A 25,208-nucleotide genomic window follows, 5' to 3' on the forward strand; every position below is an offset into this window, starting at 1 on the left:
ATGCTTACGTCACAACTTATCCCTTTTTGATTGAAAATCTGCCGAAGTCAGGAAACCTGATTCACTAAGAACTAATCCACGCTTGCATTTAAGATTTCGCGTGCTATTTCCAAACCGGAAGTATGGAAGTTGGTCTAAATCTGCTTGTATATTATCAGCAATCATCCTTGCAATTGCGGCATTAAATACCGCAATTGCAAGGTACAAATCTCATTTTTAACAACGAAGATGAGTCTTAATACACCTTCCCAATTATCTCATCAGAAGCGCATGCGCGTAACCACACCAAAAGTACGGGGCTGACCCACTCTGTAGGCAAGACGGGCCCGTCCTCCCCGCTCGCGGTCAAACGAAAGCTTAACGTTTTCATCCGTAATATTCTTTACGTAAGCCGTGAACTCGATATTGTCATATACCAAGCCCGCAGAAAGGTTAAACAGGTGGTATGAATCAAGCAGCAGATCAACTTCCGTTGCCTCATCGGCAGAAGCACCCCTGTAGGGCAATCCATGTCCAAAAACTCCCCTGCCGGGAATCTGATCGCCTGATTGCGTGATGCTGTCACCTACAAACTGCCATGAAGCCGAGAGAAAGCTTTCTCCGGCACTCAGAACACCTGGCAAAGTATAAGTGGCGGATCCTGAGAGCTGCCAGTCTGGAACAGAAGGTATGCGGTTACCCTCCTCTATTCCCTCAACCACATCCCCATCTGCCGTCCTGATAGTGGAATCAAACTCTGCTTCTAAATAGCTTCCGGCAAAAGCGAGCAGCAAAGATCTTGTCGGTTGAATAGACAGTTCAAGCTCCGCTCCCGCAGTGTGAGATTCAGGTACGCTGATCGTAACCCTGGAAGAGCAGGGTCCCGCATCAACGTTTACACCCAGATTCTCAATGTCGGTATAAAAAACCGAGCCGTTGAACGTAACACTCTCAAAGGAGGACTTAAACCCGACCTCGTAGTTCCAGAGAGTCTCATCCTCAAACTCCTGATACCCCCGGAAAGTATCATAGGCATCTCCGCAAAGCAGCTGGTTAAGCGGGTCATTAACTCCGCCGAGACGAAAGCCCCGGGAAATCTGAGCATTCACAGTAACGTTATCGTTAGCATCGTAGCTCACCATAAACCGAGGTGTAAATCCGTCGGAGGAAACCGTAATGTCCTGATTCTGGGCATCAGCATTCGAGAAACCTCCACCGGATCTGAAAGTCTTATCCTCTTCCCAGTCATACCAGCGCAGACCGGCCGTTAAGTCCAGACGTTCGAGCAACGCGTAGGTCGCCTCGCCGAAAAGCGCAATCTGCCTTAAATCATATGTCAGATCGGAACTATAAGGTGAATCCACTGCATCGGGGAAGTTAGTGTCAGCCGAAGGTATAAATAGCGCATCATACCCTGGAGTCGGCAAACGCTGAGAATAGTCACGTTCCACGTCGGAGTAGAAAACACCCGCAAGCCACTGAAATGCGCCGTTATCGCTTGAACTCAAGCGAAGTTCATGGGTCATCTGTTCAAGGTCGGTAGTGTCACGCAGATTGGATGGGTTTGCCACTTGATCCTCCGCAAATCCAAGGTCCACGCTCACGCTACCGGTAAGGGCACTCGCATCACGACTTACAAGAAGATCTCGGTTTATATAGCTTACCGAGTATGTAACGTCAAAGAAGTCTTCAACGCTCCAATTTACCACGGTGTCAAAAATCAGAGTTTCATCTTCAAAGGCCTCGCCAAGCAGCAGATGCTGCTCTCTATCACCAAGCGGAGTCGGGGGATCGGTATAGGGGTTTGCAAAAAGGTTAAATACCTCGTCGCGGTTAAAACCTCCAAGATCAATGTTCTGATATATAACTCGCGGAGTAATGGACAGGTTTTCGGTCGGTTCCCATAAAAGGGAAATACGTCCACCGTGACGGGTGCCGTCGTTTACATCCTCATCCACAGCACCCCCTTCCTTTTGCGCATCGATGAAACCGCCGTATCTAGTGCCGTAAGCAACCAAGCGAAAGGCCGCATCTTCGCCTAAAGGAACATTGAGGGCCGTTTTCAGATGACCTCCAACAGAACCTTCGTCAAGATAATTTCCGTCAATCTCGGCTTTAACCTCGGTTACACCCAAAAGTGGCTGGTTGGTTATATAGCGAACGGTACCGCCGATTGAGCCTGATCCGAAGAGCGTGCCCTGCGGTCCCCTCAAGGTTTCCACACGGTTAAGGTCGAAAAGATCGATGTCAGGAGTGAAAAGCGACAGTGATATAGGGGTTTCGTCGAGATACACGCCAACCTGTTCCTTTACGCCAGGCTGGTCCCGCACTATCTGTCCGGAAGAAACGCCGCGGATCGTGACTACGCTTTGTCCTGGCCCGAGGTTCTGTATGGAGAGTCCGGCAACATTGCGGGAAAGATCCTCCAGATTAGCAGTGTTAAGACGCTCTATATCCTCTCCTGACTGAACATTCAGGGAGAAAGGCACATCCTGGGCAAGCTGAACACGCTTGGTGGCGGTCACAAGCATTTTCCGAAGTGTGTAACTGCCTTCATCTACCGCGCTGAGACTTTCTTTTTGCTCATCCTGCCTCTCTTGCGCAACTGCGGTTAGGGGAAAAACTAATGAGAACAGGGAAAGAAATGCAAAGAATCTTATGGCTACGCCAAGCCGAATCTTAAAGTTCATCTTCAAAACCTCCTTAAATCACTCACTTTATTGCGATTCAGACCACATACTTAGCAATATTTCGCATTTTAACACATTTGCTCCGGAATTTGGTAGAAAAAAGTGCCCAGGGCCGGACTCGAACCGGCACGGGAGATACTCCCGAGGGATTTTAAGTCCCTTGCGTCTACCAATTCCGCCACCCGGGCATTACGCTGAACGGAGTTCAGAACTGGAGGCGGCGCCCGGAATCGAACCGGGGTATAACGGTTTTGCAGACCGTTGCCTTACCTCTTGGCTACGCCGCCCCTGTAACATGGGATTTTAAATTTTACCGAAAAAAAAAGTTTTGTGAATTTTGGCAAGCGGCAAATCCAAGTTCCCTTATGACTCTGGATTGATTTCGAAGCTTCCATCAATAATCGCTTTTCCCGACAGAAAGACTCTTTTCTCAGAAAGTCTTGTATTAACGAGGCCTCCTCTTTCTGACGCCTGATAGCCCGTGAGTTCTTTTTTCCCCAGCCTGCGGCTCCAGAAAGGACAGAGGCAGCAGTGAGCAGATCCCGTAACCGGATCCTCCTCTATCCCGGCGTTAGGAGCGAAAAAACGCGATACGAAATCATAACGGTGAGAACTCGAGACGCTCGTTATTATAAGTCCTCTGGAATCAAGCCTACTGATGCGGGCGAGTTCCGGGACAGCACTTCTTACCGTCTTTTCGCTCTCGTAAAGAGCTATGTAATCAAAGCGGTTTCTGCCCACGTAAAGAGGCCTCTGGGAAATCGCCATAAGCAGGTCCTCCGGCATCTCAACTTCCCAAGGATCCTCTGAGGGAAAATCCATTTCTATGAGATCGCTTTTTCTCCTCGCGGTAAGAATTCCGCTTTTTGTGGAAAACACGGCGTCTTCCGTATCGGGAAGGATACTGAGAGTGAAAAGAATATGGGCGCTTGCAAGGGTGGCGTGCCCGCAAAGGTCAACTTCCATCTTGGGAGTAAACCATCTGAGTTCAAAAACGCCTTTTCTCTTGAGTAAAAAAGCAGTCTCTGAGAGATTTACCCGGGAAGCAATCTCCTGTTTTGTCCGATCCGGCACTTCTTTTTCAAGAATGCACACAGCGGCCGGATTCCCGGAATTCGGCCCGTCGGTAAAAGCATCAATGGTGTATATCCTCATCACGCCGGGAGTCTCGACGCACCGTGGTGACCGGGGCGCCGCTTGAGGGCCAGAATAGCGTCTTTTATGCCCGAGAGCGTTAGGGGAAACATGTTGCCTTCGTAAAAATCGTTCAGCATGCCTATGCTTTCAGTCCACCTCCACTCATCTTGCGGCACGGGGTTAAGCCACACTGTAAAAGGATATTTCGCCTTTATCCTGTTAAGCCACAGAAGGCCCGGCTCATCGTTATTGTGTTCAACGCTTCCGTTGGGATACACAAGTTCCCACGGGGACATGGAGGCGTCACCGACTATAACGCACTTGTAGTCGCCGTTGTATTTGTTGAGTACAGAGAAGGTGGGAATCTTCTCGCTGAAACGTCTTGCGTTGTTTTTCCATACGGCTTCGTATATGCAGTTGTGAAAGTAGTAGAATTCAAGGTGCTTGAACTCATGCTTGGCGGCAGAGAAAAGCCTTGAGCAAAGCTCGACATGATCTTCCATTGAACCTCCGACGTCAAAGAACATAAGAACCTTGACGTTGTTCTTGCGTGAGGGAACAAACTCAAGGTCAAGCAGCCCCGCGTTTTTCGAAGTCCTGTCGATCGTCTTTTCAATGTCAAGCTCCTCCCCTATCCCCTCTCTCGTAAGAACCCTGAGCTTTCTAAGGGCCATTTTCATGTTCCTGACGTTTAATTCCACCGAATCGTCAAGATCGCGAAACTCTCTTTTGTCCCACACCTTGACGGCCCGCCTCTGCCTGCCTCCGTCCTGCCCTATTCGAACGCCGGCGGGGTTGTAACCGTATGCACCATAGGGAGAAGTGCCGCCCGTGCCTATCCATCTGTTCCCGCCTTGGTGGCGTTTTTTCTGCTTCTCGAAAATCTCCCTCAATCTCTCCATCAATTCTTCAAGCCCGCCCATGGAACGGATCATCTGCTTATCTTCTTCGGAGAGGACGTTCTCAAAATTTTTGCGTAGCCACTCAAGCGGAATCTGCATGAACTGCTCGGTATCGGCGAGCTGAGCCCCTTTGAAGTAAGCGGAAAAAAGCCTGTCGAATCTGTCCAGATGCCGCTCGTCTTTCACCATTACGCAGCGGCTTAGATAGTAAAAATCGGTCGGGTCGTAACCGATCACGTCGCGGTCAAGGGCTTCGAGAAAAGTAAGATACTCTTTTAGGGTGACGGGAAATCCGTCGTTTTTAAGCAGCAGGAAGAAATCAAGAAACATGAACTTACCCCTCCCTTACCTTCTGAATCTTCGCCTAATCGCCTCGAGCATCTCGTAGTCCGCCTCGTTCTTGATAAGTGCACCCGAGTAAGGGGGAAGGCTCTCTTCAATATCCACTCCCGGGAGTTCCCCAGCGGCCACGCGGTCGGCCGCAAGCAGTTTTATCCAGTCTATAAGTTCGCTCGTGGAGGGTTTTTTCTTGAGACCATCAATTTCCCTTACGGAATAAAAGAGGGTGAGCGCGTTATCCATGAGCTTTCGCTCGAGATCGGGGTAATGCACTTTAACTATTTTCTCAAGAGTCTTGCGGTCGGGAAAAGCTATGTAGTGAAAAAAGCACCTTCTCAAAAAGGCATCCGGAAGTTCCTTTTCGTTATTCGAGGTAATTATCACTATGACTCTTTTAACCGCCCTTACGGTTTTTTTGAGCTCGTAGCAATAAAACTCCATCCTGTCGAGCTCCAAAAGAAGATCGTTTGGAAACTCTATGTCCGCCTTGTCTATCTCGTCAATCAGAAGCACTAACTGTTCAGGACTCTCGAAAGCCTCCCAGAGCTTTCCTTTCTTTATGTAGTTCGAGATATCGTTTACCCTCTCGTCTCCGAGCTGCGAGTCGCGAAGCCTGGCGACGGCATCGTATTCGTAGAGGCCCTGCTGCGCGGTTGTGGTGGACTTTATGTGCCAGGTTATAAGTTGCTTTCCAAGAGCTTTTGCGACCTCAAACGCAAGCATGGTCTTGCCCGTTCCCGGTTCGCCCTTAACAAGTAGCGGACGCTCAAGCGTAATGGCCGCATTAACGGCCACGGCTAAGTCGTTTGTGGCTATGTAATCGTTTGTGCCTTTGAACTTCATTTTTCACCCACCCGTAGGGAATCGCAAAAACTTCCCCCTACTTATTGAATACGATTGTCCTGTTTTTGTAAATCAAAATCTCCCGGTTTATATGGGACCAGATCGCGTTTGAAAGAACAAGCTTCTCAAGATCCTGCCCCTTTCTTTTGAGGTCGTCTATCGAATCATCATAGTTAACCTTTATGACGTCCTGCTCTATTATGGGTCCCGAATCTAGCTCCTCGGTTACGTAATGACAGGTTGCTCCGACCACCTTAACCCCTCTTTCATACGCGGAGTGATAAGGGCGCGCACCAGGAAAGGCCGGAAGAAACGAATGATGGATATTCATTATTCTGTTGGGGTAATGCGATACGAAATTCTCGGTAAAAATCTGCATATACCTTGCAAGCACTATGAAATCCACATCGTAGCTGCGAAGAAGTTCAAGCTGCTCTGCCTCCACTTCTTCCTTGTTGTCCCGAACGTTGTCAAACACGTAGAAATCCGCTCCATGAAGACCTGCCACATCCCTGAGATCCGGATGATTGCTTATCACAAGGGGCATCTCAACGTCCCATTCCCTGGCGCGGAGTCTGTAAATTATGTCCGAGAGGCAGTGGGGAAGCTTGGAAACGAAAACCGCCATGCGCGGGATGTCTCCCGTAAAGAAAACCTCGAATTTCATGTCGAGTTTCTTCGCTACTTTCTCGCGGAAAACTTCCTCCGTCTCCTCGCGGGAGAGAGTAAAGCCGTCCATCCCCCACTTGGCACGGATAAAGGTCACCATGTCGTTTGTGTCAACACAATGCTGCAGCGCGTGGATATTACCCCCGTATTCGAATATAAAGTTGGTGACCGCGTGAACAAGACCGGGGCGATCCGGGGAGTGCACTAGCAGAATTGCTTCTTCCTGTTTTTCCGGCATTTTCGATTAAGGTCCGCTTCCTGGTTTTTGCTGGCTTTCGCTTATAAGATTAAGACCAAGGCTCCTTGTAGTAGTAGGTAAAGTTAGCGACCTTCGGCCGCTCCGTCCACCCTTTTTTTCTGTAAAAGCCCCGCAGATACGATGGCTTGTCCTTGCCGTTGGTCACCATCAGACGGTAAACATCCCTTTTCTTACCTTCTTCCATAACTGCTTCGATAAGACGGCTCCCAGCCCCCATTCCGCTTGCCGAAGGACTTACAAACAGGTCCGAGACGTAGCCCTCGTAGCTTCCGAGCATAACGAACGGTACCCAGTGAACGGTGGTAAACCCGAGGACCCTTCCCCCGGAATCACATGCGACGTACATGGTGTGCCCTTCCGGATCTCCGTCTGCTTGAAGTATGAGATCCCGAATCGGAGACGACACTTCCTCAAGTGAAAGGGAGTTCCTTCTCTCAGACCAGCCGATCTCTCTCAGTATCAGGGCCATCGCCTCCGCATCGTCGCCCGTGGCTTTTCTTACGGTGACTTCTTTCAAAGTTCTTCCTGCAACATTATTGTTTTTTCTTTTTTTCTAAGGTTTCAACCAGAGCCCCAAGGCTCTCCAAAACCCCCGGGCTGCGCAGAATTTTCGGAAGTTCCCTGTCAACTTCGGCACAAGCTCCTTCCATATTCGCCACGACCTCGCGGCGAAGAGCCCTTTTAGAGAAGGCGTAACCGGGAATAAGCGACGGACCGTACTGCCCCGCGAACTCAACGCAGTGAGAAAGAAGCGTGTCCGCTTCGTGGCTTTCATCGAAAAAACCGAGTCTGACGGCGTCGCGGGGTTCGTAAAGAAAACCTGTTGTCATGACCTGCTGCGCAATTGCCGTACCCAGCACGTAAAGCACGATCTGGGCTAGCGCCGAAGGAACGGGAAAACCTATGGTGATTTCATTAAGACCGAATCTTGCTACTGAATCAACGCATACCCTGTAATCGCAGCAGAGCGCCAGTATAAGTCCACCCGCTATCGCGTGACCGTTTACCGCAGCCACAACAGGTCTTTCATAAGTAAAGACCCGAAGCAAAGCGCCGCGAAAACGCTCGTACCACTGCCAGATTTCCTCTTCGTCCCCAGCGGTAAAAAGCGAAAGATGGTACTTAAGATCAAGACCGGCGGAAAAAGCCCTCTGAGAAGAGGTAAGCACCACGGGGCTTTCCGTGTGATCGCTCTCAAGCGTCGTGAAAGCCTCTTCAAGATCGCTGAAGAAGCCCTCGCCCATTACGTTCATCGGGTTTGAGTTCATGCGCACGACCGCGACGTCACCAATTCTTTCAATTTCCCAGCTCATAATGTTTCTCAATTCGCCCGAGCGCCGAAATCAGGCCCTTTTGCCCTCCGAGCGGCGGCTCCATGAATCCCTAAGGGAAACCGTCCTGTTAAAAACAGGCGCGCCAGAAGCCGAATCCACGGAATCAAGGATGAAATACCCCTTCCTCTCAAACTGGTAGTTAATCCCCAACGGATTTACCACATTCACAAGAGCCCGTTCTGCCACGCAGTCTTCAAGGACCTGCAGTGAATCGGGATTCAGAAATTCGGTGAATTCCCTCTGCTTGTCGGCCATAGGATTGGGAACGGTAAAAAGTCTGTCGTAGAGTCTTACGGTCACCCTCGAGGCGTTTTTCGCGCAAACCCAGTGTATGGTGCCTCTTACCTTTCTTCCGTCAGGCGCGCTCCCGCCTCTTGTTTCGGGGTCGTATTCACAGTGAACCTCGGTTACCTCTCCGGTCGTCGGGTCGCGCTCAAAACCCACGCACCTCACTATGTAGGCGTAGCGCAGGCGCACTTCGGAACCGGGGGAGAGCCTGTAGAACTTTTTCGGCGGATCCTCCATGAAATCATCCCTTTCAATGAAAAGCTCTTTTGAAAAAGGAACCTTTCTTTTTCCCATGGAGGGATCTTCCGGATTGTTTACCGCTTCGAGCTCCTCTTCTGCGTCTTCGGGATAATTAATTATCACCACCTTCAGCGGGTCAAGCACCGCCATAACCCTCTGCGCCCTCTTGTTAAGATCTTCCCTTACGCTGTGCTCGAGAAGCTCCACGTCTATCATGCTGTCCTGTTTCGTGATACCTATTTTCCGACAGAAATCCCTTATCGACTCAGGGGTGTATCCTCTTCTGCGCAATCCCGAGATCGTGGGCATCCTGGGATCGTCCCACCCGCTTACGTATCCCTCGGAAACCAGCTTCATGAGATTTCTTTTGCTGAGAACCGTGTAGCTGAGGTTGAGCCTCGCGAACTCAATCTGCTGGGAATGATATATGCCGAGCTGGGCGATAAACCAGTCGTAAAGAGGCCGGTGGTCCTCAAACTCAAGAGTGCAGAGCGAATGTGTGATGCCCTCAATGGAGTCGCTCTGTCCGTGGGCCCAGTCATACATCGGATAAATGGACCAGTAATCCCCGGTGCGGGCATGGGGCTTCTTCATTATCCGGTACATGACCGGGTCGCGCATGTTCATATTGCCCGAGGCCATGTCTATTTTCGCCCGAAGCACGTACTGTCCATCGTCGTAATCCCCGTCTCTCATAGCCCGGAAAAGCTTCAGGTTCTCCTCAACAGATCTCTCCCTAGAAGGGCTCTCCCTGCCGGGTTCCGAAAGCGTTCCCCGGTATTCTCTTATTTCCTCAGCACTCAGGTCGTCCACGTAGGCCTTCCCCTCGCTTATCAGTCCAAGGGCGTATTCATAGAGCTGCTCGAAATAATCAGAGGCGTAATAGATCCTATCCTCCCAGTCAAACCCGAGCCATCTGACGTCTTCCTTGATAGCCTCTTCATATGTTACGTCTTCCTTTGAGGGATTGGTGTCGTCAAAGCGCAGGTTGCATGTTCCGGCAAATTCCTCGGCTATACCGAAATTAAGACATATGGATTTCGCATGGCCTATATGGAGATAGCCGTTGGGCTCGGGAGGAAAACGGGTAACGGGCTTTGCGATACCGCCCTGAAGATCGCTTCTTATCTTGGTTCTTATGAAATCTTCGGATTCCGGAGATCCGTCTTTGTCCGTCTTCGATTTCATGGTTATGCGCGATAACACCCACAGAACAAGAGGATGAAGTTCCAAGTTGCGGACACTAGGTGGCCCTCTTTTTCCTTCCGGGCGGTTCCACGCGGCAGGGAAAACCGCACTATTTCCATTTTATGTTGCACCCGATGCTCGGAATCTGTTCCCATTCGATTGTCTGGCCCGCTATAATGGAGTCGAGTGCCATACGCATATCCTTTCCGGTAACCGGTTTTCCGTTTCCGGGTCTTGAGTCGTCAAACTGCCCCCTGTATATGCATTTCAGGTCGCGGTCGTAAACGAAAAAGTCGGGGGTGCAGGCAGCATCATAGACCTTGGCGATCTCCTGCGTCTCATCGAACAGATAGGGAAACGAGTATCCCTTTTCCTCTGCAACTTCCTTCATTCTCTCGGGAGAATCATCAGGATAGTTCTCAATGTCGTTTGAATTTATCGCTATGAAGGAAACTCCCTTGGAAATGTACTCATCGGCAACTTCCACCAGCCCATCCTGCAGGTGCTTTACGTAAGGACAATGGTTGCATATAAACATAAGCACCGTGGCAACATCCGACTTGAGATCGCCAAGCGACAGTTCGCTACCGCTTACAGCATCCGGCAACCGGAAGTCGGGAGCCTCGCTCCCCAAGGGAATCATCGTCGATAGAGTCTTAACCATTTTTATCTTCTCCTAGTTCTTAGGCTATTAGTCAGTGAAACCGATCTGCTTGTGTGAACCATCGCAAAACGGCTTGTTCTCAGAAGCCCCGCAGCGGCAGAGATAATAAGGATCATCCCCCGAGAGCCCCGAATCATCCTCAACGCAAAGTTCAATATCTCCGCAAACCTCGTAGGGGCCGTTTTTAAGCGACCTTATAACCGCGTCCCCTTCCTTGGCGGGAGCAGAAGATTCGCCAGACGGAAGACTGCTCTTAAACCCCGCCCCCCTGTGCGAACCGTCGCAAAACGGCTTGTTTCCAGAGGTCCCGCAACGGCAAAGAGCGGTTTTCTTTTTTATCGCAAGTCCGTTCCCTTCCCCGTCTTCAAGCAACTCGAGGTCGCTTACAATCAGGGGACCGTCATCCATGATCTCTATTTTGATTTTTTCACTCATATCGGGCCCATTGGTTAAGGTAATTCGCCCACTCGGACAGCCGCCGTTTATGTCTGAGTTTACATTTTTTCGACAATCATTGCTATACCCATACCGCCTCCCATGCACAGAGAAACCATTCCGTACCCGCCGGGGCGGACGTTTTCAAATTCATGAAGAAGTTTTACGAGCAGCACCGCCCCCGTGGCCCCCACCGGGTGCCCGAGCGCTATGGCTCCGCCGTTTATGTTCAGTTTCTCCTCCGCAATGGGAAAATCGCTCAGTACGGCAAGGGACTGCGCCGCGAAGGCTTCGTTGAGTTCAACCAGATCGATATCGTCGATTCCGAGCCCGGCTTTGTCAAGAGCCATGCGCATTGCGGGAACCGGACCGATCCCCATGATCGCAGGGTCAACACCGGAGATTGCGTAGGACTTAATCGACCCAAGCGGATTCAGGCCCAGTTTTTCCGCTTTGCTCTCAGACGTAACGATCAAGGCGGCGGCTCCGTCGTTAATGCCCGATGAGTTTGCCGCGGTTACCGTGCCGTCTTTCTTGAAAACCGGTCTTAACTTCGAGATATTCTCAAGCGTAACATCCGGCCTCGGATGCTCGTCAGTGTCAAACTGAACGGAACTGCCCCTTCGCCCGGGAACAGACACCGGAACTATCTGGGAGGTGAATTTCCCGCTCTCCATCGCGGCTTTGGCTTTCATCTGGCTTGAGTAAGCGAACTCGTCCTGGCGCTCCCTTGATATTTCATATCTCTCCGCAAGGTTCTCCGCCGTAACGCCCATGTGGTAATCGTTAAACGCATCCATGAGCCCGTCACACAGAATTCCGTCCACAAGCTCATCGGAAGGCGTTGACATCTTGTATCCCCACCTGGCTTTCCGAAGATAGAAGGGAGCCACGCTCATGCTTTCCATCCCTCCTGCCACAATGCATTCGCAGTCGCCGGACTTTATGGCCTGGGCTGCATTCACGACGGACTGAAGGCCCGAACCACAGACCCTGTTAATGGTAATCGCGGGGGTCTCAGCCTTTAATCCGGAATTAATCGATATCTGCCTCGCCGGATTCTGCCCTTGTCCCGCTCCCAGTATGTTGCCCATTATGCAGTCATCCACCTGTTCGGGCGGCAGGGACGCCCTGTTTATAATCTCCTTTAAGACCGCCGTCCCTAGATCAACCGCGGAGACATCCTTAAGCGTTCCTCCGAACGTCCCTATCGCGGTTCTAAGTGGCTCTGAAAGCACGACTTTTTCCATTGCTACTCTCCTTTGAACTCAGCCGTTCTCTTCTCAACAAACGCACTCATTCCCTCAACCCTGTCATAGGAATCAAAACACTGAAATCCCGTTTCCATCTCGTATGCAAGTCCTTCAGAAAGTCCCGTCTCGGATCCCTGATTTATCGCTTTTTTGGCGTAACTGACGGCAAGCGGACTGTTGCGCGCGATCTGCTGGGCTATTTTCATAACCTCATCCATAAGTTCTCCCTGCTCTACAACCTTATCCACAAGCCCAAGGGCAAGCGCTTCAGCGGCGGTGATCATCTCCCCGGTAAAAATCAGTTTCTTGGTTCTTCCAGGTCCTATAAGCTTGGTTGATCTCTGGGTTCCTCCCCAGCAGGGAAAGAGACCTAGCTTGGTTTCGGGAAAACCCACGCGGGCATTTTCAGAGGCGACTCTTATATCGCATCCAAGCGCAAGTTCAAGTCCTCCTCCCAAGGCGTATCCGTTTATCGCGGCTATAACAGGAAAAGATGCCTGCTCCAGATAATCAAAAGCCCCTCTTCCCAAGGCACAGTAATCCTTGAAGTCGTCCGCTGTCATCTGACTCATCTGCCTTACGTCGGCCCCGGCGACAAAAGCCTTTCCTCCGGCTCCGGTCACAATCAGCACCTTAATGTTCTCAGCGGGCAACTTTTCGGTCACAAAGTCTTTGAGCTGTCCTATGGTTTCGCCATTTAGGACATTCATAGACCTCTCTTTGTTAATCGTCAACACTCCCACGCCGTCATCAGTGCTTTCAAACAAAAGATCCTTGTACATTTATGCCTCCTTTACTTTCTGCCGTATTCAAAAAAGCCTTTTCCAGTCTTTCTGCCCAGATTCCCCGCCCTCACCATTTCCTTAAGCAGGGGAGCGGGTCTGAATTTCTGGTCTCCATATTCTGTGTAGAGAACGTCAAGTACGCTCAGGGTGACGTCAAGCCCTATAAGATCCGCAAGCGCAAGCGGCCCTATGGGATGATTTGCTCCGAGTTTCATGGCATTATCAATCTCTGCCGCCGTGGCAATCCCTTCATCAAGGGTGAAAATCGCTTCGTTTATCATCGGCAGCAGAATCCTATTTACAACGAATCCAGCCCTGTCTTTTGCCATAATCGGATATTTATCAAGACTCCGCGCAAATTCCATCGTCTCCTCAAGGATCTCAGGCGATGTTTTAGCAGTATTGATTACTTCAACCAGTTTCATTATCGGTGCGGGATTAAAAAAGTGCATTCCAACAACTTTTTCAGGCCTAGAGGTGTTCATGGCAAGCTCCGTAACTGAGAGAGTTGATGTGTTAGTGGCAATAATGGTGTCTTCTCCGGCGTTCTCCTCGATCTTGGCAAAAACCGCCTTTTTAAGATCCATATCCTCGCTTGCGGCCTCAATCACGATATCCGCACCGCTGAAATCACCGTAGTCTTCGGTCGGGTGAATCTTTGAGACGATGAGGGTGACCTGCTCCTTGTCGATTTTGCCTCTTCGGGCCAGTCTGCCAAGACTTTTTTCTATTTTTGCGACCGCATCCTCCGCAATATCCTTTTCAATATCCAAAAGAACGACGTTTTTTCCCGCTGAGGCGACAAGCTCCGCTATGCCTGAACCCATAGTGCCAGCCCCCACGATACCTACAGTGTTTATGTTTGACTCGGACATGCTTTTCTCCTGACTCATAACTGATTATGAACCCTGAATTATAACAGCTTAGAGCGACTCGGAAAGAACCTGCCTGGCGATAACGATCCTCTGTATCTCAGAGGTTCCTTCATATATCTCCGTTATCTTGGCGTCGCGGAAATGCCGTTCCACCGGATAATCGGTCGTATATCCATTTCCTCCGTGTATCTGAATGCCCTTGGTCGCCACCCACATCGCTGTCTCAGAAGCGTAGAGCTTAGCCATGGATGAGTGCTTGGCGTATTTTTCTCCGCGATCTTTCATCAAGGCCGCCTTGCAGGTAAGCAACCTCGAGGCCTCGATCCTAGTCGCCATGTCGGCAAGCATGAACTGTATCCCCTGAAAATCTGAGATCTTCTTGCCGAAAGCCCCCCTTTCCAGAGAATACCGCGTTGAGGAATCGAGAACCGCTTGCGCTATCCCCACGGCCTGGGCCGCGACCCCTATTCTTCCCGCATCAAGAGTTTTCATGGCGACCTTAAAACCTCCTTCCTCTTTGCCAAGAACCCGGCTCGCCGGCACCTCGCAGTTCTCAAAGACAATCTGCGAGGTGCTCGTCCCCTTTATTCCGAGCTTGCTTTCCGATTTTCCAAGAGAGATTCCGGGAGCATCAAGATCAATGATAAATGCCGTGATCCCACTGCTTCGTTTCCTTTTATCGGTCTTTGCGAAAACCACGGCGACTTCCGCCTCGCGACCGTTCGTAATCCAGCTTTTCGTTCCGTTAAGAATGTAAACCCCGCCTTTTTTCACGGCGCTTGTCTTTATGGCTGCCGCATCCGAACCCGACTCGGGTTCGCTAAGAGCGAAGCACCCTATGGCCCCCCGGCACATCCGCGACAGATATTCTTCTTTTTGCTCCTCGGTGCCGAAATCAATAATCGGAGCGCACGCAAGGGAATTATGAGCCATAACTATCGTCCCGGTTGAAGCACACGCCCGTGATATCTCCTCAATGGCGATTACGTATGAGAGGTAGTCAAGACCGCTTCCTCCGTAGCGCTCTTCAATGAAATGGCCCATAAAACCAAGATCGAACAGTTTTTCCACGATCTCCGAGGGGAAAGTGCTGGTTTTGTCAATTTCGGAGGCAACCGGCCTGATTTCCTTTTCGGCAAACTCCGAGACGAGATTTTTAATTAAACGCTGCTCTTGCGTAAGAGCCGAAGCGAGCATGGTGTGCGATTCCCTATTTTAGGATTTGGGTATGCAGAAATTTTAATTCACCCCTCTCTAAAAGGCAAAAACGTGTGTTTTTCAATTTGTACAGTCAGGGTGCCCAGTGCGGTTTGTTACTTGCCAATCCTGTTCAGTGAGCCCCCGGGTGCCGTTTTGGTGAACTATCCTTCTCACCCTGATAACCGCTTCCCAGAGAAGGCAGGACGCCCATTCAAGTCGAACTTCATAAGAAGCGGCGGCAGGAGAAGGAAATCGGCTATTAGGGCTAAAGCGATTACAAGCGCTGTGAGCTTGCCCATCGCTGAATTGAGTTCGAAATTGGAAAAACTCACCACGATAAAGCCTGCCACAAGCACAAGCGAGGTCGTAAGCAGTGCCTGACCCACGGTTCGGAAGGCAGTCAGTACCGCGTCAGAAGAGGTGGAACCGAGTTCGCGTCGGGTCCGCTGGTACCTGCTGAGGAAGTGAACAGTATCGTCGACCACGATACCCAGCGTCATGGCCGTTACCATCGAAAGGGATACTCCCACTTGTCCGACTGTGAGACCCCATATGCCGAAGCCCAATGCCCCCGGAGTCAGGTTTGGGACCATGCTCGTGATTCCGAGTCGCCATGATCGCAGTGCGAAGATGAGGATGAAGGAAATTCCAATGAGGGCAAGTGTGGTTCCGACTAGCATGGAGATGATATTTCGGCGGCCGAGATTGGCGAACATCAACGTGGTGCCGGCACTCACCTGACCGGAGATATTCGGCGCGTGGCCTGCGAGCCATTGCCGCGCGCGCTGATCAAGCGCGATCACTTCGTTTGATGAGAGCGTCTGCGTCCTCACTACCATCCGGGTAGCTGACTTGCTAACGTCGATCTGATTGTTGAGATCAAAACCATAGGGTAGAGAGATCTCGTAGAGAAGCAAATACTGCGCGGCAAGCTCCCGGTTTGCGGGCAGCCGGTAATAGGCCGGATCGTCTCCGTTCATGCTCTTGTTTAGCCGTCGGAAGGTATCGGTGATGACGCCTACATGTATCGTTTCAGGTTGCTCCTTGTACCACTCGGCAAACGCTTCGACGTCGGAGAGATACGCCGGGTCGCTGATCCCACCCGGGGAGTGCGATGGGAGCGAGTACTCCATAGCATATAAACCGGTGAGGTTGTTAACGATGAATTCAGAGTCTTTTCGGAATTCGATGCTCTCGTCAAAGTAGTGGAGGAAGACGTCGTTTAGCTCGTTCTGGGAAATCGATGCCACAAGCACTACCACGATCAGCACGGAACCCCAGAGCAACTGGCGGCTTCGGCGTATCACGAACTTGCCGAACATGACTATCAGGGAATTCTCTCGAGGCAGGGATGCGCGTACCCGAACCGGCAGCAGCGAGAGCAACGCCGGCAGAAAAGTTACGGAGAGTACGAACGCTGCACCTACCCCAAATGCAACGAAGGTACCCAGATGGCGGAAGGGAGGCGAATCGGAGAAGTTCAAGCTCAAAAAGCCGAGCGTGGTTGTCAGGCTCGACAGGAAGACCGGCTGAAGGTTCACCCGGATCGACTCGACAATCGCATCCCGCCTAGTCCTGCTGCCGCGATTCTCAGACGTGCCGGACACCGCATCATGCATGTAGTTGACAACGGCGGAATAAATGTGGACGCAGTTGGCAATAGCCACCGTCAGCACGACGACCGGGGAGACCGCCGAAGGTGATGTCATTGGAAGTCCTACCCAGCCTCCGATGCCCACAGCGGTCATTACCGACATCGTCACGACGAGCATTATTGCGAACGTTCCAGAAAATCCCCGCGTCAGCAGCAGCAGCATGAACGCCATTGCCAAGAAACTCACCGGGATAAGCGTCCTAAGGTCGTCCAGCGACACATCCATAAAGGCCTGGTTAAAAATCACCATTCCAGCCAATCGTACATCAATGCCAGGGAAACGCTCCCGAAACTCATTCGCAAGTTTCCGCGAGTGCTCAGCAACCTCCGCACCTTCGCGCATCTGGTCCTCGCCCGGCAACTGCAATGTGACGTTTACTCCCGAAACACCGCCGTCACGTGCCAGCAGGCGCCCCGCGAGAGCCGGTTCCGCCAAGGCGATTTCGCGAATCCGTGACCGTTCTTCAGCATTGCTGAAAGCACTCTCGTCCACAAGTTCACGCACCAATATCTCGTCGCCGTCGGCTTCGGTATGCTGAAAGTTGGTAATGGAATCGACACGGCTTGCGAATGGGGTCTGCCAAGCCCGTTCGGTGAGCCACTCTGTAGCTTTAAGTGCGAGAGCCGACGTGGCGTCCCGGTCCTCCGGCACGATGGCGAAAAAGACGTTGTCGCTCTTGCCGTACATGTCCTCCATCTCCTGGTACTCCAGAAGCTGAGGATTGTTTTTGGAAAAGTAGACGCGGTGGTCGGTCGAAAATTCAAGCAACAACGTGCCGCTTGTTGCAATCCCGGTCAAGACAATGGCGGCGACTATGATCGGCCACCGGTGCATGATGGCCCAGTTACCCAGCTGCGACTCTATCTCTCTCAGCAATTTCATTATTGCCAAAACAGGGAATTTGACTTGCGCCCAGGACTAAGGGTCACGTCCCCTCTTTCTGGGTAATGGGATGTAGGAATGGTCGACGACATAGGTGTTCCACCGTTTTTTATGGGCCTGATGAATCCAACTTACGGAAACTCTCCGTTCGTTGCCTAGTGTGCTCGCCCAATTTCAGCTGCAGTCACTCCGGCGGACGGCAAACCGGACTGGGCAGTCAAGAAATTCTCTACCGTATCCGCTTTAGCGCTGTCTTGGTAAAGTCCTTGGCGTCGAGGTCGGTCCCGAACTTGTAGTCTGACCATAGCAGCACGGTACTCTTGCCCGTCAGAAGGTTTGTCATCGTTACAGTGCTGCTCCGCCAAAATCGATCAAGGTATTTTGCATAGCCCTCCACGACCATCGTCTTGAGGTGCTCATCCCTGCGGTCGAAGTAGTGGACCTGAATTGTTCGAAGTTCCTCGCGGTCGAGCCAAACCACCTGGCGTGAGTACCCGGAATCCTGGCTTTTCGGGATACGCTCCAGAACCAGGCACTTGAGATCACCGCAGGGCTCTTCGCGGATGAACCGGTGAGTAAATTTCCCGACCTCAACCGCTCCCATGTCCTCGTAGGAGAATTCGCTACCCATGAAAGAGCCGGATTGTTTCGAAGCGCTGATGCCTTTCACCCGCTTAAGGGCGGGAAGATAGAGCCACTGTTTGTCCGGGCCGGTCTTGTGGGCGTGGACGAGAAAGGCGGTTCCTTTGACATCCCGCGGGTGGTCAAATACAAACAAGGTTCGATCGCCGTCCTCCTGGGCTTCCATGACCTTGAGGCGGAGTGAGCGCTGGGTTTCTTTCCCCTGTTTGTTACGTAGCGTCATGGTCAGGCTTGCGGTAAAATTACCGAAACCCTTCTGGCGCTCCCGGGATTCGGTCGCAATTCTGAGACCTGCCTCCTCAGCGGTACCGCTAAGGAGATCTGAATACGACTCAGCTGGCCAGAAACAAATTGCAAGAAAGCTCCCAAGTACCGCAAGTATTACGCGTGGGATTGAAAACCGAATCATTGGTTCCTCCTGCTAATGGATATAAACAAAACCGGAGATATAGTCAAATCTGGTGTATTGGGGCATGGCCAGGCGAGGCACTGGTTCCTGATTTCACCTCGATTCCATTTTTGAATCTCACTCCAGATTATTACTTAATCAGATTCGCTTAGTTTTCTCCAGTTATTTTTCGCGCACATCCCCAGCTTAAATATCACGTGCAGCAACCCTGAGAACTCAGGCATTTTTTGCCTTTCCCGATCCCGAGCCTTGTCGTCCCGAAGGCAGACTCAATCGGATTCGTTGTCCCCGCGCTTCTTCAATGTTTGTCGGGGAAGTCATAGAATGCCTTCAGTCCATTCCTGTCTTTCTCAAGACACCGTGTTGCGTTCGGACCCTGATCCGACTCAGAAACTGTAGGCCAGATTGATCTTTACGTAGCTGTCGCGCCGCACATAGTATATGAAGTCCTCTTCGTCGATATCCAGGAAAGCTGAGGTCTCAATATGCAGCAACCAGTTGTCCGAAGAAAGGCGGCGCTTGAACTCGCCTGCGACGACGCGACTGCTTTTGTTTAGGGAGCCCAAAACGCTGAGGACAAATTCGGTGCTCTGCGGATCGTTCAATCCGAGACGCGCGGCAATGAACACGTCGTTCTCGAATGCATTGGTTGCCCAGCGGCCACGCCCATCGTAAGCCCATTCGGCAAACAGGACTAGGTCAGAGTTCGAACCCAATATGGAATAGAGCGTGTACTCGCTACCCAGGATAAAAGCTATGTAGTCCTCTTCCTCTAAAGTATTGAGGTGTTGAATGTACCTGCTGTTCCTTGCGCCGGCGCGGTAGATTCCTTCCAGCTTGAGCAGCAGGGAACCCCTTGTAAGCTGGGCATCCACACCGAATTGGCGAATCTTCTCGTAATGCGGAGCCAGAACCAGTCCAGAGTCGAGAAATATCGGCAAAAGGGTGGGCTCTCGGTTCGTACCGTTGAACAGGCTGAGACCAATCTCGAGCGGTCCTAATGAGCCGCTGTACCGGCTGGCAAGATCAATATGCCACTTTTTCGCGCCGGATTCGTATGAAATCATGTCCTGATCTACAATGAACTCATACCGCTGGCGACCACGCGAACCCGGATAGATGCGCGCACGGTGCCATGTCATCGCGAACAATTCCAGTGCTCCCCAGTCACCCGACCAGGTGAAATGAGCCATTGGCTGACCCATCTTTATCTTTTCGTTCGGGTGTTCAATAACATCGGTCTGATTGATAATATCCACCAGGGAACGCAATTCCACGACGCCCCAAAACACCCGATCGATGCCCAGACGCAATTCCCATTCGCCGTCGCCAATATCGCCGTACATCAGCAGATAGGCCTCACGGAAATCACCATACGTGCGGTCCGGGTCCCCGGCATCGTACCGCAAAAAGGGAGTTACCGTTATGCTTGTGCCTTCGTCGTTCTCAACATAGAACGTTGTCTCAAGCGCAAGGCCGCCCGCATACGAACGCTGGTCAGGATACGCAGCATCTTGGGGATACAGCCAAGCCTCCGTCGAGAGGCGCCCGGAGATATCAACCTCGTCGATTAAGCCGGCCGGGTACGCTACGGTCGGAAGCACCGAAACAAGCATCCCCAGCACCACCGCTAAAATCGCTGGGACGATTGAAGCCGGAGCGCTCTTGCCGCTCTCACCGGGTGCGGTGAACGGATTTTTGAGAATCCGGTGCTGGGTCTTTTCAAACAACATGATGGTAGTGCATAAGCCACATTTTATTTCAGAATATAGTAACCTAAATTTTCACGTTCCAAGCCTTGAACCAGAATTATATTCAAATCTGGTTTTGCTGAGGTTCTGAAAAAAGCGGGGCCGGTGACCCAAAGAATGTTTTTGACCCATTGACGGAGATTGGATAAGATAGTCTCCCAAAATTCAGAAGAAGAATCAGAAGGTGATAAGGAATCTTTCATATAGAAGATTCTACAGAGGGAAACACAAATGGCAGATGACTCCGATAACCCAGTTTCAAGTGCAGCTCAGCCGGATGATATTTTGGAAAGGCTGTCGAAGTACCGCAGAAGCCAGGGGATGAGCAAGGAAGAGTACGCCAACACGGTAACGGCGTTTTATAACCTCATTACCGACTTTTGCGAGCGTGGATGGGGACAGTCGATTCACTTCGCAGTGATGGAGCCGGGGATGTCTTTCGAGGAATCCATTGTCAACCATGAGTATTTTCTGGGCGAAGCCATTGGATTGAGACCGGGCATGAAGGTGCTGGATGTCGGGTGCGGAGTGGGCGGACCCCAACGCTCCATCGCAAGAAAGTTCGGCGCTTCGATCGTGGGCCTCAATATCAACAAATATCAGCTCGGGAAGTGCTCCGTGTACAACAGCGAGGCTGGACTGGACCATCTCTGCAGCGTCCTGCACGGCGATTTCCTGAATATACCGGCGGAAGACGGAAGCTTTGACGCGGCTTACCATATCGAGGCCTTGTGTCATGCGCCGGATAAAGCCGCGGCCTATGCTGAGATATTCCGTGTATTGCGGCCCGGCGCGACTTTCGTCGGCTACGACGTGTGCACGACCCCGCTTTACGACGGCGGAAATCCTAAGCACCGGGAACTCAAGGAAATAAACGAGTACGTCTCCGCTCTTCCTGAAATCGCTTCATTCACGGAGGTAGACGACAGCCTGCGGGCAGCCGGTTTCGAACTCATCGAGGCGCGTGACCGCGCTCTTGACGCCGACCCCAAGACGCCGTGGTATCAACCGCTGGAAGGGGGCAGCCTGAATCTGAGAAGTTTCTTGAGAACGGCCTTTGCCCGCAAAATCGCCTCGACGGTTCTGCCAGTTCTGGAAGGCGTGCGCGCCGTACCCAAGGGGTCATCCGAGGCGCGGAAAATTATCAATGTCGTGGCCGACAGCCTCGTGGCCGCAGGACGTCTGGGAATTGTTACGCCCATGTACTACCACAAGGCTCGCAAACCGGGCTGATCCGTAGAGCAATCGGTACAACTCGAGCACGATACGTACAGACGGCGACCGTAATCACCCCGAATGAACTCCGAAGAGAACTCTATCAATAAATGCCAGGAAGAATCCGGTATTTGACCCGTGCCTGATATTCCGCCCACTTTTCGGCACCGTATTTCTCGGCACAATACACATCGTCAAAACGTTGACGAAAGGTAAAAAACGTTACGACGAAGACAAAGTAGGTCCACGCCCAAGGATTGGTAAAGTAGCCGAATGCCAGGGCAATTGAAAGACCAAGGAAACCTTCGCCCAAGTAGTTGAAGTGGCGAGCGGCACCCCAGAAGCCACTGCACAGGATCTTGCGGTCTCCAGCCTGGATGTACTCAGGTTCGAAGATCCCGAGAAATTTGCGGTCGGGCCATCGCTTAAATGTATATTTCTGCATGTTGGCGCCGCGCGAGATGCCCCACCCGAACAGGAACAGCGCAGTCGTTCCGATTAGCCAGAAATATGTCCATCCCGACGAAAATCCGGGAGACGGATAAGCGGCCATGCCCCACAACGGGAGGATGAACAGCCACCCGTAGATCACGAGGCCTCCCCAGAACATTTTGAAGCCGATGCCCTCATGTATCAGATCGTAGGTATATAGCTGGACGCGCTCAAAGATAAAGTAATCCAGTATGTAGTATGTGTAGAATGCCGCATACAGGAAAACGCCCGGATTATAGTTCTCGCCAAAGATTTCGTAGTTGTACGCAGCCCCGGACAAGGCGTTGAGTGCCAGCATCGTCCCACCGACGACATAGAAATACATCTTTATATCGAAGCGCTCGTTAAAGAACGATATCTCCTGCGCCCGCCCGTCCCAAAGCGCCAGAAGCGGGTTCTTTATCTTGCCTTCCGGCTGGCTGAAGACCGCTATGATCGCAAAAATTGCGGTGAAGACTGTTCCGCCGACCACGGCATAGATCGAGGACCGGTAGAACCACTCACGCGGCATCCCGGTGAGCTCGAAAGCCCACACGATCAGCGCAACTGCAAACACCACGATACCGTTTAGCCGGTAATTACGGGGTTTACCGGTCTGCGGATTAATAACGTAGCCGGGAACCCGCTTTCCGGGCAGTATAAGCTGCGCCAGGAAAAACACGGCGAAAATCACCAGCGGGGTGAAAAACCCCGCAATCGCTTCCGTACGGGAAAGCTCGAAAAGGTGGCCAATACCAAGCCATTCAATCATAACCAAATCCTCCTTCCTTCAGTAACGTGGTCACTTATGGATATGGACACAGAGAAGATCAGTAACGCACAACACTGGAATTTTAATAATATTCGTAGCATATAGATTATATATCATGTTATATAGAAGGGTAGTGCTTGGAATTTTTCGCAAATTCAAGTCTTCGGCATTTCTTGTTCAACACATGCCAGATTTGACTATATCCCAGTTGGACTATACAGTTGTTAGTATCACGAACTATGATTGTAGGCTTTACAACTTCTCTGTAATCATTACCGCGCCACAGATTGAAGGAGGCGCCGGCTGATGAATGATCCTATTGAGAGCCAGCCACTGAGCTTGCTCGACGAGTTCATACTGATGCTCCTCGATGAGGAGAGTGGCTACTTTTACCAAATAGCCGCCCACAAAATGAACTGCGCTATTATCGGTGCGGCACTTGCGGAACTCTCTCTGCTTTCCCGTATCGACACGGACGCCGAGTCTCTTCTCCTTCTGGACCCAACGGAAACGGGCAACCCAAGCTTGGACCTAATTCTTAAGGAAATCGTCGATGAGCCAGTTCAGCACAACGCCCAATTCTGGATTGAGAAGCTCATCCACCATGCGGAAACGATCACTGATTTGACTTTAGATAATCTGCTTAATCTGGGAATTCTGGAACATCACCAGGGTGATTTCTGGACAGTGGCAGCTGGCAAACTATACGCGGATGCAAGCGGCGACGATGAAGATGCAAGTTTAAGTCAGTTCATCAGAACCAGAATCGGCAAAGACATCTTTTCAGACGACATTCCACATCCGCGAGATATTATCATCATCTGCCTGATCGAAACATGCGATATTTTTCCCCTCATGTTTAAACTCGACAAAAAGACGGAAGAACGGATCGAGCTTATCTGCAGAATGGACCTCATCGGCCGTTCAATAGCGGACGCGGTCGCAGAAAACATCAATAATCCGCTGCTTACAGCTTCTCATCATGGCAAAAAAATCCCGCGCGTCTCACTTCATCGGATAATGTTCAACCCATATACTCGTACTGGAAACCTTCCAGCACTTTTTGCAGATTTGACAAAGCAGTACGGTCCAGTCTTTGAGGTCTCCCTTCCTTTCTCAAAGCCAAATATTTTTATTTCCGGACCAGAAGTAAACTACTGGGTACGGCGACACGGACGGAAGTACCTGACATCCAAGAACCTCTTTGGCGAATTTGAGAAAGTGTATGGGGCGGTAGGCATATTACCTGCCCTGGATGGCGCAGATCATTTCCGGTACCGGAAAACCATGACTCCAGCATACTCCCGCGGGAGACTGGAAGAGCAGCTGGATCTGGCCTACAGCAAGGCTCGGGAATTTATGGCAGATTGGAAAGTGGGCGAAAGCTATCCTGCAAGGGATCTGTGCCGAAAAATGATTAACGCTCAGACGTCACCTTTAATGATGAACATTGATACGCAGGATATCATGGATGATATAATTGCCTACAAGGAGCGGGCGCTCAGCACCCATCTCTTAAACATTCTGCCAAAATTCATGTTGAAAACACCGGGAATGAAACGCAAGGCCAAGGCAATAGGCACTTTGATGGAGCGGGTGCAAAATGTCCATACAGCGGCCCAACGGGCCGGTTGTCCGCGAAACTTTGTAGATGATCTGCTAAGCCTCAATGCGAACTACCCGCTATTGATGCCCGAATCGAATCTGAGTTTCGCTCTATCAGCAGTGGTGCTTGCCAGCATGTACCTGGGTGACGGCTTTAACTTCGCCCTTTATGCCATGGCGTCACACCCTGAGCTTTACGAAAAAATTAGAAGTGAGGCCGACGCACTGTTTTCAAATGGTGATCCAACTGGCAAAGACTTAACTCCTGCCAATATGGAGATCACCGATCGCTTCATCAATGAATGCCTTCGTGTGTACCCGATTGTTCCAATGTCCATGCGTGGCGTTGTGAATACGTTCACGATTGATGGCTACGAAATACCGCAGGGGGCCAGAATAAACATTGCACAAACCGCCCCGCACTATATGGAAGATTGCTTTCCGGATCCCTTTTCATTTGACATCGACCGCTACCTGCCGCCCCGCAATGAGCATAGAAACCCCGGATACGCCCCATACGGACTGGGCCCGCACACGTGCCTCGGCGCCCGATGGATGACACTTCATATGGCTGTTAACCTGCTGATCATATCGCATTACTTTACTCTTCGGGTACACCCCGAAAACTATAAACTTGGAATCACCGCGTTTCCATCAATGAAGCCGGACAACAAGCTTAAATTTCATATCGCCGAGCAGAAGCACGAACTGCCCACCTGATGTGCC

General features: G+C 51.2%; 20 protein-coding genes and 2 tRNA genes. 2 read left to right on the forward strand and 20 right to left on the reverse strand.

Annotation, left to right across the window (positions count from 1 at the left end):
* Nucleotides 1-260 precede the first annotated feature (260 nt).
* The 19 genes from F4Z13_01375 to F4Z13_01465 form a co-directional block, all read right to left on the reverse strand.
* Nucleotides 261-2,669, reverse strand: coding sequence for a TonB-dependent receptor (locus F4Z13_01375; GenBank protein MXZ47897.1), 2,409 nt, complete (start codon nt 2,667-2,669; stop codon nt 261-263).
* A gap of 103 nt (nt 2,670-2,772) precedes the next feature.
* A tRNA-Leu gene (locus F4Z13_01380) sits at nt 2,773-2,857 on the reverse strand.
* A 24-nt stretch (nt 2,858-2,881) separates the two neighbouring features.
* Nucleotides 2,882-2,956 (reverse strand) — tRNA-Cys (locus F4Z13_01385).
* A gap of 76 nt (nt 2,957-3,032) precedes the next feature.
* Nucleotides 3,033-3,824, reverse strand: a complete 792-nt coding sequence (locus F4Z13_01390) for a PhzF family phenazine biosynthesis protein (protein ID MXZ47898.1) — start codon at nt 3,822-3,824, stop codon at nt 3,033-3,035.
* Nucleotides 3,824-5,038, reverse strand: coding sequence for a VWA domain-containing protein (locus F4Z13_01395; protein ID MXZ47899.1), 1,215 nt, complete (start codon nt 5,036-5,038; stop codon nt 3,824-3,826). The genes F4Z13_01390 and F4Z13_01395 overlap by 1 nt, the downstream gene beginning before the upstream one ends.
* Before the next feature lie 15 nt (nt 5,039-5,053).
* Nucleotides 5,054-5,890, reverse strand: coding sequence for a MoxR family ATPase (locus F4Z13_01400; protein MXZ47900.1), 837 nt, complete (start codon nt 5,888-5,890; stop codon nt 5,054-5,056).
* Between the two features lie 37 nt (nt 5,891-5,927).
* Nucleotides 5,928-6,797, reverse strand: coding sequence for a formyltetrahydrofolate deformylase (gene purU / locus F4Z13_01405; protein ID MXZ47901.1), 870 nt, complete (start codon nt 6,795-6,797; stop codon nt 5,928-5,930).
* 49 nt (nt 6,798-6,846) lie between these two features.
* Nucleotides 6,847-7,335 carry a GNAT family N-acetyltransferase gene (locus F4Z13_01410; GenBank protein ID MXZ47902.1) on the reverse strand — a complete coding sequence of 163 codons (489 nt, stop codon included), beginning with the start codon at nt 7,333-7,335 and terminating at the stop codon, nt 6,847-6,849.
* Between the two features lie 16 nt (nt 7,336-7,351).
* Entirely contained in the window at nt 7,352-8,131 is a 780-nt protein-coding gene (locus F4Z13_01415; protein ID MXZ47903.1) for an enoyl-CoA hydratase/isomerase family protein, read from the reverse strand.
* 30 nt (nt 8,132-8,161) lie between these two features.
* Nucleotides 8,162-9,868, reverse strand: a complete 1,707-nt coding sequence (locus tag F4Z13_01420) for a glutamine--tRNA ligase/YqeY domain fusion protein (GenBank protein MXZ47904.1) — start codon at nt 9,866-9,868, stop codon at nt 8,162-8,164.
* A 109-nt stretch (nt 9,869-9,977) separates the two neighbouring features.
* The gene (locus F4Z13_01425; GenBank protein MXZ47905.1) at nt 9,978-10,532 is read right to left on the reverse strand and encodes a thioredoxin family protein; all 555 of its coding nucleotides are present in this window, start codon (nt 10,530-10,532) and stop codon (nt 9,978-9,980) included.
* A 27-nt stretch (nt 10,533-10,559) separates the two neighbouring features.
* Complete coding sequence (locus F4Z13_01430) at nt 10,560-10,967, reverse strand: hypothetical protein (protein MXZ47906.1); 408 nt, start codon at nt 10,965-10,967, stop codon at nt 10,560-10,562.
* Between the two features lie 59 nt (nt 10,968-11,026).
* Entirely contained in the window at nt 11,027-12,217 is a 1,191-nt protein-coding gene (locus F4Z13_01435) for an acetyl-CoA C-acetyltransferase (protein MXZ47907.1), read from the reverse strand.
* A gap of 2 nt (nt 12,218-12,219) precedes the next feature.
* Complete coding sequence (locus F4Z13_01440) at nt 12,220-13,002, reverse strand: hypothetical protein (protein ID MXZ47908.1); 783 nt, start codon at nt 13,000-13,002, stop codon at nt 12,220-12,222.
* Nucleotides 13,003-13,013: 11 nt separating this feature from the next.
* Nucleotides 13,014-13,880 (reverse strand): 3-hydroxybutyryl-CoA dehydrogenase, encoded by an 867-nt coding sequence (locus tag F4Z13_01445; GenBank protein MXZ47909.1) that lies wholly within the window; start codon nt 13,878-13,880, stop codon nt 13,014-13,016.
* A 48-nt stretch (nt 13,881-13,928) separates the two neighbouring features.
* Nucleotides 13,929-15,077 (reverse strand): acyl-CoA dehydrogenase, encoded by a 1,149-nt coding sequence (locus F4Z13_01450; GenBank protein ID MXZ47910.1) that lies wholly within the window; start codon nt 15,075-15,077, stop codon nt 13,929-13,931.
* Nucleotides 15,078-15,250: 173 nt separating this feature from the next.
* Nucleotides 15,251-17,617: an MMPL family transporter gene (locus F4Z13_01455; protein ID MXZ47911.1), complete on the reverse strand. Its 2,367-nt coding sequence runs from the start codon at nt 17,615-17,617 to the stop codon at nt 15,251-15,253.
* 229 nt (nt 17,618-17,846) lie between these two features.
* A complete protein-coding gene (locus F4Z13_01460; protein ID MXZ47912.1) occupies nt 17,847-18,668 on the reverse strand; it encodes an outer membrane lipoprotein-sorting protein in 822 nt (273 codons plus the stop codon).
* A gap of 386 nt (nt 18,669-19,054) precedes the next feature.
* The gene (locus F4Z13_01465) at nt 19,055-20,401 is read right to left on the reverse strand and encodes a hypothetical protein (GenBank protein ID MXZ47913.1); all 1,347 of its coding nucleotides are present in this window, start codon (nt 20,399-20,401) and stop codon (nt 19,055-19,057) included.
* Between the two features lie 249 nt (nt 20,402-20,650).
* On the opposite strand from F4Z13_01465, the gene F4Z13_01470 reads away from it, so the two are divergent.
* Nucleotides 20,651-21,652 carry a methyltransferase domain-containing protein gene (locus F4Z13_01470; protein MXZ47914.1) on the forward strand — a complete coding sequence of 334 codons (1,002 nt, stop codon included), beginning with the start codon at nt 20,651-20,653 and terminating at the stop codon, nt 21,650-21,652.
* An 85-nt stretch (nt 21,653-21,737) separates the two neighbouring features.
* Here the strand turns inward: F4Z13_01470 and F4Z13_01475 are convergent, their stop codons facing one another.
* Entirely contained in the window at nt 21,738-22,877 is a 1,140-nt protein-coding gene (locus F4Z13_01475) for an ergosterol biosynthesis protein (protein MXZ47915.1), read from the reverse strand.
* A gap of 306 nt (nt 22,878-23,183) precedes the next feature.
* On the opposite strand from F4Z13_01475, the gene F4Z13_01480 reads away from it, so the two are divergent.
* Complete coding sequence (locus F4Z13_01480; GenBank protein ID MXZ47916.1) at nt 23,184-25,202, forward strand: cytochrome P450; 2,019 nt, start codon at nt 23,184-23,186, stop codon at nt 25,200-25,202.
* Nucleotides 25,203-25,208: the final 6 nt, after the last annotated feature.

This window comes from Candidatus Dadabacteria bacterium (assembly GCA_009837205.1).
In the GTDB taxonomy this organism is placed as follows: Bacteria; Desulfobacterota_D; UBA1144; order Nemesobacterales; family Nemesobacteraceae; genus Nemesobacter.